We start from the raw sequence: 18,450 nt of genomic DNA on the forward strand, positions 1-18,450 counted from the left end.
AGGTGCTCGGCGAGGCGGGTGCCGGCCTCCAGGATCGCGGCCGGCGACGGGGCCGGGGCGAGGGCGGTGCCTGACTGGAAGTGCTGGGTGCTGATGGAGAAGTTCACGGTCGTAAGCTCCTGTCGGATCACGCCGAACCGCGGGTCTCTCTCTCGACCTCGCCTCGGCTCGATCCCGACAGGGCTCCTCTTCCTCTCTGGTCCCGGAGCTATTTTTTCAAACTGGAGGTTGACGGACACACCGGACCGCCCTTCCACACCTTCGTTCCCGTGCGGAATGGACAAAGCTATTGACCTATTGCCGAGTCTTGCGCTGTCATGGAATCACTACATCACAGCGGAGGGATTCGTCGGTGCGATCAGCCGCACGCATTAGACAATGACCTATCTACCAGTTGCACGGCCCGGGTCTTGAAGGCGTCCTTTACGCGCAACAACATCCGCCCGGCTGAACTCCCCGCACTCATCAATCCGGCGTCCATGGCTCTCAGACGTTCTGCCGACCGCGATACCGACACGGTCGCACCAGGGACCCCGATCGTCCCCGTCGCCTCGGACCTCGGCTCCGTCGCCCGGGACTACTTTCGGAACTGGGACCCGGGACGCCAGCGCACGCCAGCGGAGATCGCCGCCTCGATCCAGGAGACGTTCCTGGTCTGCTTCGAGGATGGCAAGCGGCATCGGAGGCTGAAGCAGCATCTGCGGCGGCTCGGGCTGACGCCGGACGACTATCGCAAGAAGCGGGGCCTGCCGGACGACTACCCGATGAAGCCGGCCGTCATCGAGACGGGTTACCTCCGGGCGCAGGCGCCGGCACGCGCGCTCACGCAAGCGGAAATCGCCGCCTCGATCCAGGAGACCTACCTGGTCTGCTTCGAGGACGGCAAGCATTACCGGATGCTGAGCCGCCATCTGCGGCTGTACGGGCTGACGCCGGACGACTATCGCAAGAAGTGGGGCTTGCCGGACGACGACCCGATGCTGGCGGCCGCCGACCGCGACCATCGCTCCAGGTTCGCTGTCGAGCGGAAGCTCGGCAAGTACGATCGCAGTAGTTCGAAGCCGCGGGGGCCCTATGTCATCAAGTCCAAGATCCAGGCCGGCGACGGTCCGGCCAAGCCGAAGGAACCCAGCCCGCGGCGCGCTGGCAGCGCCGGGGCGACAAAGAGCACCGAAGGCGCGCTCCTGATCGAGGCCCCCTTGAGGATTCAGGCTGCCCCCTCGTTTCACGCAACCCGTCTAAGGGTGGTCCTCGACGGTTCCGAGGGCCGCGCGATGCGGCCGACACCCGCAGGGCCGAAACCCGGTACGGGGTTCGGGGAGCGAAGCGAGTAGGACGCGGTCCCGAAGGGACGCGCCCGAAAACGATAGCCCCCCGCAACAAATGAGAATTGGGTTGGCTTCAAATTTAAAAACCCAGATTGAGCGATCTGTCGGGTGGGCCATTCTTGCCGCCGCCATCCTTCACGCAGTTCCTGCTCAGCCGTCCGAAGCGGTTGAAATACTAGGTCTTTGGGAGCAGGTCGCGACGAACGCTGGCGCCTGTCAAACATGCACCATTGAGTTCCAGGCTGGAAGCTCTGGGCTATCCGTCACCGCCAACAATGGCTGGGCGGCATCCCTATGGGGTTCAGACGAGCACGGTATCGTCGGGACAGGTCGCTGGGAGGATCGTGGACGGACATGGGTGTCGGGGAAGCCGTTCACGATCAGCTTCCGTCGAGAAGGTGATCACCTCAAAATGATGATGACAGTCGATACGGGCACCGATCCGAAACCTGTGGTGCGAGGCACTTACAAACGGGCTTGGCAGGGAGTTTGATAGGGCAACGACTCCGGCTCCATAGCTTTTGGAATTTCTGAGAAAATTGTTATTTATTTTGATTTCGGCCGCCAACTGCTACACCGCTGCCGGTACCGCGCGTCGCCGGCGACGCCATGTCGTCGGCGGCGGTGCATCCTCGTGGGCGCGGGCGAGCGTTTCGAGCCACGTTGCGACATCGGCCGGGATCTCACCGTGACCGGCGCCCCACCAGCGGACCATGCGGTCGTCGCAATCCAAGGCATCGGCGAGGCCCCGCTGTGACCAACGCAGCAGGGCCAGCACCTCGCGCAGCCGGCCGGGGCTCAAGGGAAGAAGATCTTGACGACGGCTGCGGTGCCTCCGATCAGCGCCGCCGTTGCCGCAACGGTGGTCGCCACGATCTGCCAGGGGGCAAGGGTTCGGTCGCGCTCCAGCTTCGCGGCTTCGGCCATGAGCTTTTTCTGTTCCGCGACAAACTTCTCGGTTTCGACTTGAGCGCGGCGGATACGTGCAACCTGTTCCTCGATTTCCAGAGCGGTGGGAGAGGCAGCGGAGGCCATCAGGGAACCCCTTGCCGTGGATATTCCACGGCTGTTTCCGCAATATGCGGAACAAGACTGGTGTCGGCAAGGGCCCGACGCTCATGATCGGGCCGGCGATAGCGATGCTGTGAACCGGCACACGGACCCGATGCCCGGTCTCTAACAGCCGGTTCATCCGTCCACGGAGGCGTCTCACTCGATCACGTACTCGAGCAGCCCCGGGAGCAGGTAGACCGAACCTTGGCCCTGGCGCAGGCGGTAGCCCTCACCCTCCTCCTTGAGGAGCCAGGCGCCCGCACGCTCGAAGCGCCGCAGCACCCTGCGATCGATCACGGTGACATTCAAACAGGTGCGGATGACGAGGCGCCCGCCCTTCTCGACGTGTTCCAGGGCCTGGGCAAGGTTGTTTGCAGGAGCCGGCCTGGTGTCATTCATCACTCATCTCCACGATGCTCATCCTGAGCCACCGAAACGAGAGGGAACGGACACGAAGCTTCGTGTCCGTTCCGGGGTCGTCACTGCGCGGCGATGGCGTAGCTCATGTCGTGATCGCCATCGGCCGGGCCGTCCTCGCCGCCGAGGAAGGCCGAAAGGGTCTCGACCTCATCCTCCGCCGCCGGCCCGCTGAGGAACTCCGGCAGCGCAACCTCCTCGGCCGCCGTCGGCTCGCCGGCCGCGACAGGGTCGCCGGCGTCCTGAGCGACCTCGGTGGTGATCCCGGTGGTCCGCATGATCTCGGGCAGCCAGCCGGTGCCGGCGATCAGGCGCTCGGCCTCGCGCGCCATGTCGCCCTTCTTCAAGCCCTCAAGCAGCTGCGCGGTGTCCTCGCCCTTGGCCTCGCGCACCGCCGCCAGGATCTTCCCCTTCGTGACCCGGCCGAAGTAGTTGGCCGCCGTCGGCGTCCAGTCGCGGGTCATGTCGAGCCCGACGAGGGCGGCGAGCTTGTCGCCGTGCGCCAAGGCCTCGGGGGTGCGACGGTCGTACGGGACGTGCATCGCGTGGACGCTCAAGCCGGCGCAGAGCGCGAACAGTTCGGTGCGGCTGTCGGGCGCCAGGTCGACCAGGAAATCCCAGATCGCCTGGTGGTCGGCGGGCAGGCGCCGGGCCCACGCCTCGCGCCGGGCATCGAGGCTGCCGGCCGGCCGGAAGGTGTCGAGGCCCTGGACCGAGTGGTCGGGTCTCGCGGAGCTGGTCGAGATCTCGAGGCAGGACGCGGCGCGGTAGCCGGAGACGATGACCCGGATCACCATGGCGTGCAGGACCGCGATGAAGGCGGCGCCCGGATCGTCGGCCAGCGCCTCGCGCAGCGCCATCGTGCGGTAGGTGGTCAGCTCGGTCCGGTGCTGCTCGGTGAGCGGGCGCTCGGCCTCCTCCGGCTCGGCCGCGGCCGCGGGCGCGACCGGGGCCGCGCCACCGCCGATCGTGATGACCGTGCGCATCACCGCCGGCGCCGGGGCGGCGACGCTTCCCGCGGGCGAAGCGGCCGGCTCGCCGATCGCCGGGACCGGCGCCGATGCGCCGACATCCTGCTCCACCGCGGCCTCGGCTTCCGCCCGGGGCTCGTCCTCCGGACGCACGTAGCCGCGGCGCACCTTCGGCGTGCCGGTGTAGTCGAGGGTGATGAAGGCGCCGGCGATCGCGATCTCGGCCGGGTCGTAGATGCTGGCGCGGGCCTCGAACGCCGCGATGTCCCTCTCGAGCTCACCCATCCGATGCGCGACGTCGGCGGGCCACTCCTCGGTGCTGTAGCCGTGGTCTTCGTCGAGCTGCTCGCGCTCGGCGAGGGCCGCCTCGTAGGCGCCCTGCTCGGCCTCGGTGAGCTCGGAGCGGGTCGGCAGGACGCGCAGGCCGTAGACGCGGCTCGACATCATCGCCAGCGACACCTCGATCCACTTCCAGCCTTCCTTCGCCACCTCCTCGCCGAACTCGGCGAGCTTGGCCTCCGCGAGCCGGTCGAGCAGCGCCGCGTCCTCGAACCAGCCCTCGCCGCGCTCCGTGAACAGGTCCCGCATGACCTTGCCGCCGGCGGCCTCGTAGGCGTCCTCGCCGACGAAGAGGGTGCGGGGGTCGCCGACGCTCACCGTGCGCTCGGTGAGGCTCTGGCGGATGCTCCAGTTGCTCACCACGCCCCGCTTCTTCAGCGAGTCCCAGACCTGCACCTGGCGGGCATGGTCCTCGCTGACCGAGAAGGCCATCAGGCATTCGAGCGTCATCGCGCCGGCGCCGTAGGCCTCGAGCAGGTCCGGGCTGATCCCGGCGAGCCGCAGGCGCTGGCCCACGACCTTCTCCGAGACGAAGAAGCGGGCGGCGATGTCGGCGTGGCCCATGCCGGCGTCGGCGAGCGCCTTGAACGCCCGGTACTGGTCGAGCGGGTGCAGGGCCTCGCGCATCGCGTTCTCGGCGATCGAGTCCTCGGTCGCGCTGATCGCGCTGTCGGCCGCGCGCACGATGCAGGGGACCTTGACGGTCTTGGCCATGCGGCCGGTCGCGACCAGGTGCTCGAGCGCCCGGAAGCGGCGCCCGCCGGCCGGGACCTCGTAGCGGCCGGTCTCCTCGCCCGCCTCGTCGAGGATCGGGCGCACGCTCAAGCTCTGGAGCAGGCCACGGTGGGCGATGTCGGCGGCGAGGTCCTCGATGCTCATGCCCTCGGCGATCCGCCGCACGTTCGCCTGGGACAGGCTGAGCTTGTCGAAGGGAATCCCGACCGCTTCGGTCAGCACGATCTTGCCGGTGGGGCGGTTGCTGCTGCGGGCGGCGGTCTTGGCGGTGATCTTGGCAGCGGGCTTGGTCTTGATCATGGCTCGTCATCCCAGTGTCGGGCGGTCGGCTCTCTGTCGACCTCGAAACCCTCACGCAGGCGAAGCCCCCCTCTGACTCCAGAAGGGGGCCGCCGGACGCGATGGGGGACGGATCAGGCGGCCGTGCCGGTATCGCCGCCGGCGCCGAGCAGCCGCAGCGGCGGGACGGCGGAGCTCGCCGCCTCGTCGAGCCGCGCCAGGAGGTCCGACAGGGTCGTCCCAGCCTTCTGGGTGTTGCGCAGGGCCGCCAGGGTGATCATCGGCTCCCCGGCGTCGTCGGCCGCCTCGTTCGCCACGTAGGCCAGCCCCGGGCGCCAGTGGCGAAGGCCGGCCTCGAACACGCCGCTGCGGGCGCACCACGCCCGCTTGTAGGTCAGGCCGTGCGCCTGGCAGCAGGCGTCGAGGTCGGGCGTCATCCCGTGATCCTGGAGGTCCTCGAGGATCAGGCGCGTGCCCCCGACCAGGGCCTCGTCCACTAGGCGGTCGGCCTCGCCGAAATAGCGGCCGACGGCGGCAGCGAGGCCGGCGACCGCCTCTCCGTCCGCGAGGGAGCCGCCGATGGTCACGGTGGTCATGACGAATTCGCCCATGTCGATCTCTCCTTGGCGCCGCCGCAGGCCGGTGACGCTCCACCGGCGAAGGCCCCCCTCGCGAGCGAAGGGGGCCGACGGATCAGGGGCGGGGCGGGTTCGAGTCCCGCGCCGGGATCACCGCCTCGGCGCGCAGGCGATGTGCAGGACCTCGGCGCCGGACGATGCCAGGGCGCTGAGGTCGACGAGCACCACCAGGGCCTTGGAGACGTACCCGGCGAGGTGCGACGCCGCGGCGGCGGCCGTGTCGAACCGGCCCTTCCGCACGAGCTCGCCCTGGGCGGCGGCCAGGACCCTCTCGCCGTCCTGCACCGTGCATTCGAAGGTCATATCGTGGATGGTCTGGGTCATGCGTGCCTCGCTGGTGCTCGAGGGGCCGAGACCCTCTCTCGACTTGTCGATCCCTCGAAGGCGCGAAGCGGCTCCTCTGACTCTCATCCCGGACCGGCCAGTCTGATGGCGACCCGGCGCGTGTCGGCGGCCCGTGCCAGGCGTGCGATCAGGGCGAGCTCGTCCGGGGTGCACGAGCCCCGCACCTCGAGGTCGACCCAGTGCCCGCTCCGGCCGATGTGGTGGTCGCGCAGGCGGTGGCTCGAGGAGGTATAAAAGCTCTCGTTCGGCTCGATCAGCCGCACGCGCGAGGTCAGGAACAGGAGGCCCGAGCCGAGATTGCCGCAGAACAGGCGCTCCTCGGCGCCGGTGGTCTTCGGCCCCCCGCCGATCGTGCGCTGGCCGATCTGCCGGAACGCTTCCTCGAAGCTGCCCGGGTTCGGCGTCGTGCGCGGGGTGAGCGTGTGGCGGCCGCCCCAGGGCGGCTGCTTCGGATCGATCCGGCCGGTCTCGATCTCGTGCAGCAGGGTGCCGAGATAGCTCGGGTCGGCCGGATACGGGCAGACCCGCCACAGGGCCCGGATCGCTCGCCGCCGATCGGGCTCGAGGCCCGCCAGGCGGGCGCGGACGCGCCGCCAGGCCTCGGACCGCTGGGGACGGGTCTCCCGCTGCCGGCGCTCCCAATCCCCCGTGCGCCGGATCATCTCGTCGGCGACGCAGAGCTGTCGCTCGGCGATGGCCTCGGCGAACAGGGGCAGGGCCTCCTGCTCGCGCTGCCGCTTTCGCCGGTACGCCGCGCGCTTGCGCGACGTGTCCTCGTAGGGGCTCGGCCGGGGCCACCGCTTGAACCGCATCACGCGGCCTCCCGCTCGGGCGCCGCCGCCGCGGCCGCAGCCTCACCGTCGCCGTTCCCCTCATCGTCGGCCTCGGGCGTCTCCGGGGCGAAGCCGTATGCCGCCGGCAGGCGGGCGAGCAGCCACTCGGCCGAGCGGCTGGCAAGGCCAGCGGCCGCCACGATGGCGCGGGGATCGCCGCGCAGCACCTCGAGCCACGAGGCGATGTAGTCGGCGTGGCGCACCGTCGGCACGATGCCGAGGCTGGCGCAGAGGTAGGCCGCCGAGATCTCGGCCACCAGCTCCTCGCGCGCGTAGCCCTCGCTGCCGAAGCGGCTGGTGAGGTCGCGGGCGAGACGGTGGGCCGCGCCCGTCGCGTGCGACAGTTCGTGAGCCGCGGTCCGGTGGAAGTTGATCGGCTCGTGGAAGGATTGCGGCGGCGGCAGCACGATCGCGTCGTCGGCCGGGCGGTAGAACGCCCGCTGGCCGCCGAGATGGATGGTCACGCCGCTCGCCTGCATCAGCGCGCGGAAGCACGGCTCGATCAGGTCCTCGCGCGGCGGCGGCGGGGGGGCGTACAGGTCCTCCGGCAGGCCGTCGCACTGCGCGACGCTGAAGACCGTGTACTGCTTCAGGAACGGGATCGCGCGCGCCTCCTCGCCCGCCTGGCTGGCCCGCTCGCGCTCCCGGTCCGGGGTGAAGCGGTTGGCGTAGACGACCGGCGTGCCCTTCTCGCCGCGGCGGACGTTCCCCCCGAGGTCGAGGGCCTGGCGGAAGGTGAGCCAGCGCTGGGACGGGTAACCCGCCTCCAGGCCGGCCGACCACAGCAGCAGAACGTTGATCCCGGAATACGCCCGGCCGGTCTGCGCGTTGCGCGGCATCCCGACCGACGCGGCGCCCAGCAGATCGCCCCACGGCTGCACCCACGGCACCCGGCCCGCCTCGAGCTGGGCGATGATGGTGTCGGTGATGCGCTGGTAGAGGTCGACCCGCGGGCCTGGAGCAGCGTCGGCGCGGGCGGCAGCGGGTTTCCGGGACGAGGTGGGGCGGTGGGCCATGGCGGCGCTTTCTCGACGGGCGCCGGAGCCTCTCTCCGACCTGGTCTCCCGTCATCCCGGCGCAAGCCCCTCTCTGCCTCTGGTCCGGCGGCAGACGGGCAACGTGGCTGACCTAAGGTTCAGGGCAGACCCCTCGAACATCAACCTCAGGTAGCTGGTATGGGGGGATGGCGTCGCTTAATGATTGTATCGTGGCGGCAGGTGCGTACCCCGCCTCGTCTCGGAGCGACCGGATTCCGCGGCTGGTCGACGTCCCTGGCAGATGCGCTCCGCGGCGCAGCAGTTCGAGGAGCACGCCCGTGCGACACCCGACCCAAGCCGAGCCGTCGCTGGAGCAGCGCACCATCGCGGCCCACCGCCTCTATCTCGCGGCCCTGATGCGGGTCGAGGCGCTGGAAGCGCTGGAGGCGCTGGAAGCCGCCGGGCACATCGCAATCGACCTGAGCGATCGTGACCGAGGCGCCATTCTCCTCGAGCACCGTGGGCGGTTCCAGGATCTCACCGACCTTGTGGACGAACTCGGCTACGTGCCGAAGGGCTTCGCCAAGCGATCCGAAATCGACCTCGAGCGGGCTCCGGCCCGCGAGGCCACTGCGCAGTGGGGCGGGCCGCGCCCGCAGCCACAGGCCCGCGCCGGGGCGCGGGCCGCACCGACCGTCAGGTCAGCTTGATCAGAGCTGCGAGCGCCCCGAACATCGCCACGAAACCGGCTGCGATCAGGCCGCCGAGCCGGACGGTCATCTGAAGCGTCTGAAGTTCCAGCGCGGTGCGCAGGTCCTCCTTCGTGACGAGGTCGACCATGATGAACTCCCGGGCCGCTGCGGCGTGAGCCTCGGCATGGTCCTGAGCGATGCCGGCCTCGCGCAGGGCCTTAGAGTATCCGAGCGTGTCGAAGGCGTAAGCCATGATCCCGTGTCTCCGTATGTCGCATGATCCGGCCCCGCCCGGTCGGGCGGGGCGGCAAGGGCCCCGGGCTCAGCCCTGGCGGCGCCGGCCGGGGCGGGCGCCCGCGGAGCGGTTCGGGCTGCGGTCCTCGGTGCGGGACCAGATCAGCGAGTGGGTCTTGCCGCCCTCGTCGGCGAAGAGGCGGGCGTAGAGCGCTGCCGGCAGGCTCGGGTCGTCGATCTTGACCGAGATGTACTCGCGCTCGCCCTTCGACACCTTGGCCCATCCGGCTCCGATCTCGGCCTTGCCGAGGTAGACGCGGTGGCTGGGAGCGTTCTCGTGGGTCCCGTCGTCCACCATCACGATCGAGACCTTCTTGGCGTTGATCGTCAGGGTGGTGATGTCGCCGGTAAAGCCGGTGTCGGTCTGGGTGAAGGTGCCGATGGTCGCCATGTTCGTGATCCTCGTCCGTTGCTCTTGGCCGCGCCCTTGCGGCCTCGATGGCGGTCGTCGAGCCGGAGGCGATCGGCGCCGCACCTGCTTTGCGGGCCGCAGCGGAGCGGAGGACGGCGGGGACCGGGTTTCTTGGTGCGCGAGGAGCCGCCTTGGCGGCGGGGAAGAAACCCGGGGCCCGCCGTTGCGGTGGTCCCGGGCGCCCCGGATAGAAAACCGCCCATCACCGAGGCCACTGGGCTGCGGCCCGGCACGGACGCGCCGAACGGGTCCTGGCCGTCCGGCCCCCAGCACCTCGCCGCCTTGCCGCGATCGGCTTCAGGCACACCCGTTGCATCGACGCTCGATGATGCCGGGCGTGAGCGGGAGGCCGGCCCCATGCCGACGGGCCTGCCGCCTCCGCAACCTCGGCCGGGCACGACGTGGCTTCAGGATGGGCCCGGCGATCGTGAGAACGCGCGGCCTTTGCCGAGAGCCGTCCCTGGCACCGGTCCTCAACCCTGCCTTTGCAGATCGCGGACGGTGTTCACGGGCTCGCTGCCGGACCACCCCTCCGGGTGGGCGTTTCGCCCGACGGCCCGGCCGAGGTCCATGTCGCTGACTCTGCGGCTGCGAAGAGCTGACAAAGCTTCACAGGCTACCGGGTTAGTCGTGCGGCAGGCCGTACCGGAGCCGGTACTTGTCGAAGCTCAGACCGTGGGAGCGCAGATGGCGCCGCAAGGTCCGGTATCTCTTGCCGTCGACGAAGGACACGAGTCCGTCCGGGTTGATCGATTTGCGGATCTGGGTCGGTGTCGCCTTGGGGAAGACAGGATCGGCCGTCGCGGATCCCTGCTCGATCGACCTCAAGCCGCGATCAATGGCGACGATCAGGTCATCGATATCCGATCTCGGAATGAAATTGTGAGATATGTAAGCGGTTGCAATGGCGCTTGTTAGCTCGATCCGCGATCTTAGCCGATCTCCTAGAGCGTGTTATGTGTGTATCAGCATCGAAGCGGATCCCCACCAAGAACTATACCTAAATCATTCATTGCACATCGAAAAAACACATTCTAAGCGGGGTCCAGATCGGCGCCGATCGGGACCCCGCTTGGAATAATATTTTTGGTTTATAGTCAGAGAATTGATTCTGATCTAGTCTGGGGTCCCATTTCGGCGTCAGTCTACAGCCGAAGACACGACCCGTCTCCGTCCCACAGCCGTCCGCGTTTGGGCTGCTTGGCCGGAACCTTCAGCCCTTCGCGCCGCCAGATCCGCTCGACCCGCTTGTCGTTGACCAGCCAGCCGGCAGCCTTCAGCAGTGCCCCGATCTTCCGGTAGCCGTAGCGCCCATAGCGACGCGCCAGCGCGATCAGATCAGCAGTCAGCGCCGCCTCGTCATCCCTGCCCCGCGGCACCTTGCGCTGCGTCGAGCGATGCTGGCCAAGCGCCCGGCAGGCGCGGCGCTCGGAGACGTGCAGGACGTCCCGGACATGCTCGATGCAGGCGCGCCGGCGCGCGGGGCTCAGAAGTTTCCCCGGGCGGCCTCCTGCAGGATCAGCTTGTCGAGTGTGAGGTCCGCGATTGCCTTGCGCAGCCGCTGGTTCTCGGTCTCCAGCTCCTTCATCCGGCGAACCTGGTCCGACTTCAGTCCACCGAACTCCTTGCGCCAGCGATAATACGTGACCTCGGTCACGCCGATACCCCGGATCGCGTCAGCCACGCTCTGCCCCTGCGAGACCAGCACGTCCACCTGCCGCAGCTTGGCCACGACCTCTTCCGGCTTGTGCTTCTTCGTTCCCATCGCGTCCGTCCTCCGTCGGCTCAAAGCCATACTTCAGGGCGGACCACTCCAACGGGGGCTGACCAATACTTCAGGGCGGACCACTCCAACGGGGGCTGACCAGGATTCGAGCCAATCGGAGGCATCCCGAAAAGCTTCTTTGAAACAGCAATTTAAGCGCGGAAAGGAAGTAGTGGTGCCGCAAGAGGGATTCGAACCCCCGACCCCCTCATTACGAATTCTCGAAGCATAGGGTTCAGGAGGCGTCAGTAAGCATCTTGAAGGACTCAAGATCTTGTAGATTCAAAGCCTTGCATGGTAGACCCGATAATCATAATATCGGGGGTATGCAGGACGGAGCGCCTTCCTGCTTACCAGGTGCTTACTAGGATCAAGCTCTTGAAGTTCACCAGCCAGTCGGTCTCGGCCCTCAAGGCGCCGGCCGGGAAGTCCTATGCCCTGATCTTCGATGACGCGACGCCGGGCTTCGGCGTGAAGGTCAGCGAAGGCGGTTCGCGCCAGTGGGTCGTCCAGTATCGAGACGGAGCCGGGAAAAGCCGGCGCACCACTCTCGGGCGGGTCGAGGTGATGCCGCTGCCGAAGGCGCGCGATGCCGCCCGCGACCTCCTTGCCCGGGTGCGGCTCGGCGACGACCCGCGAGCGGAGAAGGCTGCGGCCAAGGCGAAGCCCGTGGAGACCTTCGGCGAGCTGGTGCCGCGGTACATCGCACACGCCGAAGGCCGCCTCCGCCCGCGGAGCATCGAAGCGGCCAGGCAGCATCTGAACGGCCACTTCAAGGGATTGCACGGCAAGCCCATAACGGAGGTGAAGCGGGCCGACGTGGCGACGCAGCTCGCCGCGATCACCAAGGGGTCAGGGCCGCAGGCCGCCAACCGCGCCCGCGCGGTGCTGTCCGCGTTCTTTGCCTGGACGGTAGGGGAGGGGATAGCGGAAGCCAATCCGGTGTCGGGCTCGAACCGGCCGGCGCCGGCCAAGGCGCGCGAGCGGGTGCTGAGCGCCCCTGAGCTGGTGGCCGTGTGGAAGGCCTGCGAGGTCGACGATTTTGGCCGCATCGTCCGGCTCCTGATTCTGACGGGCGCGCGGCGGGAGGAGGTGGCCGCCCTCGCCTGGAGTGAGCTGGACCTGCCGGCCGCGACTTGGACGCTGCCGGGTGCGCGGTCGAAGAACCACCGGGCGCATGATGTGCCGCTGTCCCGGGCGGCGCTCGACATCCTGGCCGACGTTCCCCACCGCGAGGGGAGGGACTTGCTGTTCGGGTTGAGGGCGAACGGCTTCTCGGGCTTCTCGAGGTGCAAGGCCCGGCTGGACACCCGCTCGAGCGTCACCGGCTGGACCCTCCACGACCTGCGCCGGACCGCTGCCACAGGCATGGCGGAGCTGGGCATTCTCCCACACGTGGTGGAGGCGGTGTTGAACCACGTCTCTGGCGCCCGGGCCGGCGTGGCTGGTGTTTACAACCGGGCATCCTACGCCGCTGAGAAGCGGGAGGCGCTGGACCTGTGGGCGGCGCACGTCGAGCAGCTGTGCCGGGAGGGCGAGCACAGGCATGCTTAGGGCTCGCCGTTTGCTGAAGCAGATTGACCGCCAAAGAAAAATTGTACCTGCGAAGCTAGCGTTTTTTGAATGTAAATGCCTTCCATTGTGGACTTAAGCTTAGAAGGGTGGCTGGGAATACATGTCGAAATTCCAGATTGTTTTGTCTAATAATCACAACGGGACGGCCGCTAATAATAGTTCGGCGGGCCTCGAAGGGCGTTGGATTAAGCGGGCTGCTGCCAAAAGCGTTGAGACGAGACATATTGTCTGCATCCCAGAATTCAACAAAATCTTTCAATCTTGAAATAAATTTCTCGTAGTACTGATCGACGAGTTGAACAATGTCAACTGCTGCCCTTCTTGTTCTATTATCCATGCCGGCAATTAAATCTAGAGCCGCCTCTTCGTCGCCACTGAAATCAAAACTTGCCGCGGTTCTAATGGCGTCTTCCAGTTCAACCTTTGGGCGATAGTTGCTTAAAAGTGCGGTTGTACCAGCCAGGCGGCCAAATACAACGTCACGACTATCAATTTCGGAATTTCCACGGCCACCAAAGCCTGCTGGTCCATAATAATCCGATCTTGAAATGTCGTCGTCGCCTCGCAATATTTCAGCCAAACGCAGGACTGCGTTACCTTGCTCTTTGATCCCACGAAGTTGGTGCTGCACACCTGGGGCCCTCTTTTTAAATTTGCGGTAGAGTGTTGTCGCATCGTCGGCCGGACCACGCAATTTTTTTAAAATTTCGGTTTTCTCAGAAAGCAACGGCAGTGATGAAAGAAGAAAATCTTCCTCATTTTTCAGTTTCTGCTGTGCTTTATACTCTTTCTCGGCATCATCAGCGTGATCGGCGCAGCAGTGGCCGATGATTGCAGCTACGCGGTGTTCAGGAAGCCAAACTAAGTAGCCGTTTAAAAATCGATTTGGGGTACACATCGGGCAAGGAGCCCGGTCACCCTCTACTCTCTTTTTTTGATCGATCTTTATGGGTCGAAGAATTCTGTAAGTCGCATCCTTCGGTATGCGCCCCCGGAAAAGGCCGTCACAAGTCTCGGGTGTCGCAGTTTTGCGGATGTGGTCGATGACTTGCTCTTGAAAGTCTGGAAGAGGAGCGTCTCTAAAAATCCGGTAGGGGCGACCGAGAGGATCGTGAAGCGGTTGAAGCGGCGCTACCGCAGGCCCTGCTGCCATGAGATACTCCTGGAACGAAAGCGGAAAGTCGCGCTTTGTTCACGAGGGGCAAAAGGCGAACACCGAATCGCAAAAAACCGATGCGATTCAGGCTCGAGCGTTGAGCAAGCCTCTCAGCTCCTATATTTTGTGTCAATCCCCAAGAGAGATGTCCATATATCGTGTGGATAAGTGCTGGGGACGTGGCGCCTCTGGGTAGGGGCTAGGTCTGGGGCCTCGGTGCCGCGGCTAGGCGCACCTTGCCCCTACGCGCTGCCCACGTTGCGAACCTCACGGGTGGCCATCCAGCGGCGTAAATCACCGCGGCGGATGCCGATGCGGCGCGTGCTCAGGTAGATCACCCGAGGGCCGTCACCCGCCGCCATCTTGCGGCGCATGGTGGAGATCGAGACCCCAGCCTCGCGGCAGGCGTCGCGGAAGCTCACTACGACATCGTCGTGGAGCAGTTGGAGATTGCTGGTGCTCATGCCGAGCATCATGCACGGCCGAGTGGGAATTTCAGCAGAGTTATTTGCTTAGATATTACATTATCTATCTCTTTAATTTTCTTGACCCTCGAACACGCCCGTTGCTACCCCTTGGCCCTGCCTGAGGCGGCCGGAAGCCCTCTGACCTCATACCTGACCTGTCGCGTGACGGCTTCTCCGCCGAGTGCCTCGTTATGCGCCTAAAGCACAAAGCAATTCTCCAAAACCTCCTAACTCTTATGAGGTCGCTTCTTGTCCTTCTCCATAGCAGCGCGCACCTTTGTGGCACGCAACGCGCCGCATGGTGGGAACTAGATGATGACAGACAACAAGAATTACAGCGGAGAGGAGGCGCTCGGCGCTCTTGGTCTTCGCAGTTCCTACCTGACCCGTCGGGAGGCCAAGGCGGCCACGGGGTTCAGCATGGGCTTCATCGATCGGCACTTCCCCAAGGTGCGGCTCGGCGGGCGAGTCCTCATCCCCGTTGCGGCCCTCCAGCGTCTCCTGGCGGGTGAGGTGCGCGATGTCGCTTAGCGTCGAACGCCCCAACGGTCGCGTTCATGCGTGGGAGGCGATGCGCGTGTGGCTCGCCAACGAGCGCCGGCCCCTCTGCGATCACAAGGCGGACCTGCTTGCCAGCACCGCCAGCGCCTTCCTGCTTGAGCATCCGGACGGGGATACCCGGTCGGACGCCTTCGTAGCCTACGCGCTCGCCCATCTGCCGCAGGGGGGCGGCGAAATCGGCAGGGACCTCCGCTCGGACATCGTCCGCGAGGCCTTCGATCGACAGCTCATCTGACAAGCGAAACCCCGACCTGCGCCAACAGGCCGGGGCTCCAAATTCTGTACAATCGGGGATGTGTGTACGATGAATATAGACTCTCAGGTTGCTTCTAGCAACGACACTCTCGGCTTCCTCCAGCAGATTTTTCATGGTGCTGACGCCGGCACGGTGGTGCTTTGGTCAAAGCTCGGCGGGGTCTACACCTATACCGTCACTGACCTCTAGGGAGCCGCCGCGAAGCTCGCGGAGCTGGCTCTGCTCGGGGACACCTACGTCGGCCGCGGTCTCCAGGGTGTGTCCCTGTCGGCGGGCGAGCGCGGTAAGCAAGAGGGTGTCATCTTCGTCGGCGGTCTGTTTGCCGACATCGATACCCGCGAGGGCCCGCATACGACCCCAGCGGCGGAACTTCCGGCCGACGCCGAGGAGGCCATGAAGCTTATCGCGGAGGCCAAGCTGCCCCCGCCCACGCTCCTCGTCGCGACGGGTGGCGGTTGCCACGCCCACTGGCTCTACAGCTCCCCCGCCATGATCCTCACCCCGGAGGAGCGGGCGGCAGAGAAGATGCTGTCCACGGCGATCCAGAGGCGCCTCCGTGGTACGTTCAAGATCTACGGCTATGCTCTGGACGGCACCGCAGACCTATCCCGTGTCTGTAAGGCCCCCGGCACGTTGAACCACAAGACCGCCCCTGACTTAAAGCCGGTGCGCTTCATCCACCAGGGTGAGCGGTATGATCGGACGATGCTGGCCGAGCTGCTGGCTTCGGACTTGGCGATGGCCTCGCGAGGTCTGCCCGGTGCGGGCAAGGGCACCGTCGCCGATCTCCTGCGACAGGAGGCGAAGAAGGCATATCTGGCCTCCGGTAAAGCCAAGCCGGACGAGTTCGCCCCGGTCCTGGCCGGCTGCGCCTTCATCCAGCACTGCGACACGGCGGTGGAGAAGGTCATCGAGCCCTGGTGGTACAAGATGGTGGGTGTAGTGGCCCGCACCGTGAACGGTCGCCGCTGGGTCCACGAGATGTCCAAGCGCCACCCGTGCTACACCTTCGAGGAGACGGAGCAGAAGATCGATCAGGCCTTGGCGGCTACGACCGGGCCGACCTTGTGCAGCACCGTTGAGGAGGGTGACAGCAACTCGCCTCCGTTCGAGGGCTGCGTCCGGTGCCCCTTTCGGGCCTCTATCCGCACACCGCTGGCGCTGGCCAACCAGCGGTGTGCCATGACCGCCATTCAGCAGGGCGTGGTGTTCGTGTCGAAGGGGCGCAGCTACCTGCACCTCGCGAGCGGCGAGAAGCTGGACCCGGATGAGTTCGGCGACAGTATCGCGGCCAAGGTGGGCAAGAGCCCGCACATTCAGATGATGCTGTCGCCGACCATGCCGAAGGTGATGCACCGGGACTACCGGGCGGGCGTGGCGCAGCTCATCCTGCCCGGGCCGGATGGTACCTTCTCGCCAGAACTCTGCTCGGTGAACCTGTGGCAGCGCGGCGGAGTGATCCCGGCGCCCGGTGACTACCAGCCGATCTTGGACTTCTTCGCGCGGCTCATCCCTGACACGTTGTCACGTAACCACGTGCTGAAGTACATCGCCCACCTCATCCAGCACCCCGGCGAGAAGGTCGAGCACGGCATCATCATCACGGGCGGCTACGGCACCGGCAAGGGCACCCTGCACCGCATCGTCGCGGCCATCTTCAGCGACAAGAATGCCCGGAAGATCGAGGGTGTCGAGCTTGGCCAGCAGTGGACGGCGCGCTTGGTCGACGCGCAGGTGCTGATGATCGAAGAGGCTCATCACGGCGAGCGCCTGGAGGTGTTCGAGAAGACGAAGGAGTTGCTGACGGCGGAGTTCTACTACGCGAAGGACAAGCGCGTGCGCCGCTTCCGCGGCCGGACCCCACGCGGCATGTTCCTGGCGTCGAACGACGCCGCCCCGCTGGTTTTGCCGCGCGGTGACCGCCGCTGGTTCGTCTGCTCCACCCCCGAGACCCCCGAGACGGAGGAGGAGAAGAAGGCCAACCGGACCTTCTTCAAGCAGCTCCACGACCTGCTGGACCCGGACGACAGCACGGTGGCGGCCTTCGCCGAGTACCTGCGCACCCTCTCTCTGGAGGGCTTCAACGCCAAGGGTGCGCCGCCCATGACAAAGGCGAAGGAGGTGGCCACGGAGGAGAGCCGCACACCCATCGCGCAAATGCTGGCCGAGCTGATCCAGGCCGGGGGCATCCCGTTCCACCGGGACGTGATGTCGGTGGCGGAGGTGATCCACGCCCTCAAGATCTCTACCTGGGCGGACAACCTGGAGCGCCTGAGCCCGAAGAAGGTGGCCCGGGCGATGCAGGACCTCGGGGCGCGCAAGGTGAACATGGACGGCGACGACCACCTTGAGGTCGTCATCGGCGGGAAGCCCGTCCGGCTCTGGGCGATCCGCAACGTGCCCCACTGGCGCGCCGCGACCCGTGAGGAGCTGAAGGTGGAGGCCACTCGCCCGATCACTGGCCAGAACGTGGCCGACTTCAACGAGACTCGCCTCAAGCGGATGATGGAGGAGGCGGCCCGGATGGCCCACGGCTAATCGCAGATCGCAGATCGCAGTACCTTTGAAAAAGGGTCTGGCGTTCGCGATGCTTCACCAGGGAGGAGGGCCGGGGCGGCAGGCGCCCCGGCCCTCATGAAAGTAACGAAAAAGTCCGGAGAATTTAAAATGTACTGCGATGTGCGATCTGCGATGGCTCCGGGCGCTACTATCAGGAAGCTTCCCGCCGCCCTGAGCGCCCTGCCCGCGCCCACCGAGGTGATGTTCCCGGGCTTCTTCGCCTGGAGCCCGGTCCCCACCTCCGCGGTCGTCGCTGCGCTCAATCTGGACCGCGGTCTCTTCGCGACGTGGCGGTGCCGCGGCATCGGCCCGGCAGAGCTGCCCCCCGCTTGGTTCCGGCGCGTCTCAGGCCGGCCGCGGTACTATCGGGCGGACACCATCCTGACGTGGCTCGCGGCCCGACGCGGGGAGGAGTTCGACACCCCCACCGCCTGGCGGCTCGGGCTCCTCCGGGACTTTGAACAGGACGTGTCCGACCCCGCTGCCGCGCGCAAGCTCGTGCGCCTCTACGCTCAGGCGGCCGGCCCTGCCGGCGGGGTGAGCTTCACGCCTTTTGGCTGGAACGCCTACCTGGATGGCCTCTTAGGGAAGTGAGCTGCTGTCGTGCTGCGGTGCTGCAAAACCAGCATCAGGGCATGCTGTCGCACCAGAACTTTGTTGCCACTGGTATGAGTGATTGTCGTGCGTTAGAGGTGGTCTATCGACCCGCGGCGGAGAGCGGTAGCGACGTATTGAGCAAGTTCTTATACTCTCCAAGCCGGGAGCCGCTGAAGACAACAAGCGCAATATGGAGGGCAT

The 18,450-nt window shown here is 66.3% G+C and carries 19 protein-coding genes and 1 pseudogene; 7 read left to right on the forward strand and 13 right to left on the reverse strand.

Annotated elements, in window-relative coordinates; all coding sequences use genetic code 11:
* The first annotated feature begins 317 nt into the window (after window positions 1-317).
* Window positions 318-1,334 (forward strand): MucR family transcriptional regulator, encoded by a 1,017-nt coding sequence (locus tag QR78_RS34035; RefSeq protein WP_082172158.1) that lies wholly within the window; start codon window positions 318-320, stop codon window positions 1,332-1,334.
* Between the two features lie 792 nt (window positions 1,335-2,126).
* Here the strand turns inward: QR78_RS34035 and QR78_RS10860 are convergent.
* From QR78_RS10860 to QR78_RS10890, 7 genes are all read right to left on the reverse strand, one after another.
* Window positions 2,127-2,363, reverse strand: a complete 237-nt coding sequence (locus QR78_RS10860; protein ID WP_048427533.1) for a hypothetical protein — start codon at window positions 2,361-2,363, stop codon at window positions 2,127-2,129.
* A gap of 174 nt (window positions 2,364-2,537) precedes the next feature.
* Window positions 2,538-2,780 carry a hypothetical protein gene (locus QR78_RS10865; RefSeq protein ID WP_048427534.1) on the reverse strand — a complete coding sequence of 81 codons (243 nt, stop codon included), beginning with the start codon at window positions 2,778-2,780 and terminating at the stop codon, window positions 2,538-2,540.
* A gap of 80 nt (window positions 2,781-2,860) precedes the next feature.
* Complete coding sequence (locus QR78_RS10870) at window positions 2,861-5,143, reverse strand: ParB/RepB/Spo0J family partition protein (protein WP_048427535.1); 2,283 nt, start codon at window positions 5,141-5,143, stop codon at window positions 2,861-2,863.
* Window positions 5,144-5,256: 113 nt separating this feature from the next.
* Window positions 5,257-5,733, reverse strand: a complete 477-nt coding sequence (locus QR78_RS10875) for a hypothetical protein (RefSeq protein WP_048427536.1) — start codon at window positions 5,731-5,733, stop codon at window positions 5,257-5,259.
* 117 nt (window positions 5,734-5,850) lie between these two features.
* Window positions 5,851-6,084: a hypothetical protein gene (locus QR78_RS10880; protein WP_048427537.1), complete on the reverse strand. Its 234-nt coding sequence runs from the start codon at window positions 6,082-6,084 to the stop codon at window positions 5,851-5,853.
* Between the two features lie 83 nt (window positions 6,085-6,167).
* A complete protein-coding gene (locus QR78_RS10885; protein ID WP_048427538.1) occupies window positions 6,168-6,917 on the reverse strand; it encodes a hypothetical protein in 750 nt (249 codons plus the stop codon).
* Window positions 6,917-7,954: an ArdC family protein gene (locus QR78_RS10890; protein WP_048427539.1), complete on the reverse strand. Its 1,038-nt coding sequence runs from the start codon at window positions 7,952-7,954 to the stop codon at window positions 6,917-6,919. The genes QR78_RS10885 and QR78_RS10890 overlap by 1 nt, the downstream gene beginning before the upstream one ends.
* A gap of 299 nt (window positions 7,955-8,253) precedes the next feature.
* Here QR78_RS10890 and QR78_RS10895 point away from each other — a divergent pair, with 299 nt between their 5' ends.
* The gene (locus QR78_RS10895; protein ID WP_048427540.1) at window positions 8,254-8,625 is read left to right on the forward strand and encodes a hypothetical protein; all 372 of its coding nucleotides are present in this window, start codon (window positions 8,254-8,256) and stop codon (window positions 8,623-8,625) included.
* On the opposite strand, the gene QR78_RS10900 is transcribed toward QR78_RS10895, so the two are convergent.
* The 4 genes and pseudogenes from QR78_RS10900 to QR78_RS32675 form a co-directional block, all read right to left on the reverse strand.
* Entirely contained in the window at window positions 8,612-8,860 is a 249-nt protein-coding gene (locus QR78_RS10900; protein WP_048427541.1) for a hypothetical protein, read from the reverse strand. The two genes, QR78_RS10895 and QR78_RS10900, sit on opposite strands and share 14 nt — an antisense overlap.
* A 69-nt stretch (window positions 8,861-8,929) precedes the next feature.
* The gene (locus tag QR78_RS10905) at window positions 8,930-9,292 is read right to left on the reverse strand and encodes a DUF736 domain-containing protein (protein WP_048427542.1); all 363 of its coding nucleotides are present in this window, start codon (window positions 9,290-9,292) and stop codon (window positions 8,930-8,932) included.
* 645 nt (window positions 9,293-9,937) lie between these two features.
* Complete coding sequence (locus QR78_RS36695) at window positions 9,938-10,237, reverse strand: MucR family transcriptional regulator (RefSeq protein WP_048427558.1); 300 nt, start codon at window positions 10,235-10,237, stop codon at window positions 9,938-9,940.
* A 224-nt stretch (window positions 10,238-10,461) separates the two neighbouring features.
* Window positions 10,462-11,078 (reverse strand): annotated as a pseudogene (locus QR78_RS32675) (IS3 family transposase); the annotation flags it as partial.
* 378 nt (window positions 11,079-11,456) lie between these two features.
* Between QR78_RS32675 and QR78_RS10925 the strand changes: the two are divergent.
* A complete protein-coding gene (locus tag QR78_RS10925) occupies window positions 11,457-12,632 on the forward strand; it encodes a tyrosine-type recombinase/integrase (protein WP_048427560.1) in 1,176 nt (391 codons plus the stop codon).
* A 55-nt stretch (window positions 12,633-12,687) separates the two neighbouring features.
* Here the strand turns inward: QR78_RS10925 and QR78_RS34040 are convergent, their stop codons facing one another.
* Both QR78_RS34040 and QR78_RS10930 read right to left on the reverse strand, forming a co-directional pair.
* Window positions 12,688-13,806 carry a hypothetical protein gene (locus QR78_RS34040; RefSeq protein WP_125901186.1) on the reverse strand — a complete coding sequence of 373 codons (1,119 nt, stop codon included), beginning with the start codon at window positions 13,804-13,806 and terminating at the stop codon, window positions 12,688-12,690.
* A gap of 245 nt (window positions 13,807-14,051) precedes the next feature.
* Window positions 14,052-14,273 carry a helix-turn-helix transcriptional regulator gene (locus tag QR78_RS10930; RefSeq protein ID WP_048427561.1) on the reverse strand — a complete coding sequence of 74 codons (222 nt, stop codon included), beginning with the start codon at window positions 14,271-14,273 and terminating at the stop codon, window positions 14,052-14,054.
* Window positions 14,274-14,591: 318 nt separating this feature from the next.
* On the opposite strand from QR78_RS10930, the gene QR78_RS10935 reads away from it, so the two are divergent.
* The 4 genes from QR78_RS10935 to QR78_RS10950 all read left to right on the forward strand — a co-directional run bounded on the left by QR78_RS10935 (window position 14,592) and on the right by QR78_RS10950 (window position 18,246).
* The gene (locus QR78_RS10935) at window positions 14,592-14,807 is read left to right on the forward strand and encodes a hypothetical protein (RefSeq protein ID WP_125901185.1); all 216 of its coding nucleotides are present in this window, start codon (window positions 14,592-14,594) and stop codon (window positions 14,805-14,807) included.
* A gap of 46 nt (window positions 14,808-14,853) precedes the next feature.
* Window positions 14,854-15,072 (forward strand): hypothetical protein, encoded by a 219-nt coding sequence (locus QR78_RS10940; RefSeq protein WP_125901182.1) that lies wholly within the window; start codon window positions 14,854-14,856, stop codon window positions 15,070-15,072.
* A 279-nt stretch (window positions 15,073-15,351) separates the two neighbouring features.
* Window positions 15,352-17,631, forward strand: coding sequence for a hypothetical protein (locus QR78_RS10945; RefSeq protein WP_048427546.1), 2,280 nt, complete (start codon window positions 15,352-15,354; stop codon window positions 17,629-17,631).
* 129 nt (window positions 17,632-17,760) lie between these two features.
* Complete coding sequence (locus QR78_RS10950; protein ID WP_048461275.1) at window positions 17,761-18,246, forward strand: hypothetical protein; 486 nt, start codon at window positions 17,761-17,763, stop codon at window positions 18,244-18,246.
* Window positions 18,247-18,450 lie beyond the last annotated feature (204 nt).

The sequence above is a fragment of the Methylobacterium indicum genome, assembly GCF_001043895.1.
Lineage (GTDB): Bacteria > Pseudomonadota > Alphaproteobacteria > Rhizobiales > Beijerinckiaceae > Methylobacterium > Methylobacterium indicum.

Excerpts from the sequence above, each read along its gene's own strand:
- QR78_RS34035 (WP_082172158.1), top strand. The coding sequence starts at position 318 with ATGGAATCACTACATCACAGCGGAGGGATTCGTCGGTGCGATCAGCCG.
- QR78_RS10860 (WP_048427533.1), bottom strand. The coding sequence starts at position 2,363 with ATGGCCTCCGCTGCCTCTCCCACCGCTCTGGAAATCGAGGAACAGGTT.
- QR78_RS10865 (WP_048427534.1), bottom strand. The coding sequence starts at position 2,780 with ATGAATGACACCAGGCCGGCTCCTGCAAACAACCTTGCCCAGGCCCTG.
- QR78_RS10870 (WP_048427535.1), bottom strand. The coding sequence starts at position 5,143 with ATGATCAAGACCAAGCCCGCTGCCAAGATCACCGCCAAGACCGCCGCC.
- QR78_RS10875 (WP_048427536.1), bottom strand. The coding sequence starts at position 5,733 with ATGGGCGAATTCGTCATGACCACCGTGACCATCGGCGGCTCCCTCGCG.
- QR78_RS10880 (WP_048427537.1), bottom strand. The coding sequence starts at position 6,084 with ATGACCCAGACCATCCACGATATGACCTTCGAATGCACGGTGCAGGAC.
- QR78_RS10885 (WP_048427538.1), bottom strand. The coding sequence starts at position 6,917 with ATGCGGTTCAAGCGGTGGCCCCGGCCGAGCCCCTACGAGGACACGTCG.
- QR78_RS10890 (WP_048427539.1), bottom strand. The coding sequence starts at position 7,954 with ATGGCCCACCGCCCCACCTCGTCCCGGAAACCCGCTGCCGCCCGCGCC.
- QR78_RS10900 (WP_048427541.1), bottom strand. The coding sequence starts at position 8,860 with ATGGCTTACGCCTTCGACACGCTCGGATACTCTAAGGCCCTGCGCGAG.
- QR78_RS10905 (WP_048427542.1), bottom strand. The coding sequence starts at position 9,292 with ATGGCGACCATCGGCACCTTCACCCAGACCGACACCGGCTTTACCGGC.
- QR78_RS34040 (WP_125901186.1), bottom strand. The coding sequence starts at position 13,806 with ATGGCAGCAGGGCCTGCGGTAGCGCCGCTTCAACCGCTTCACGATCCT.
- QR78_RS10930 (WP_048427561.1), bottom strand. The coding sequence starts at position 14,273 with ATGAGCACCAGCAATCTCCAACTGCTCCACGACGATGTCGTAGTGAGC.
- QR78_RS10935 (WP_125901185.1), top strand. The coding sequence starts at position 14,592 with ATGACAGACAACAAGAATTACAGCGGAGAGGAGGCGCTCGGCGCTCTT.
- QR78_RS10950 (WP_048461275.1), top strand. The coding sequence starts at position 17,761 with ATGTACTGCGATGTGCGATCTGCGATGGCTCCGGGCGCTACTATCAGG.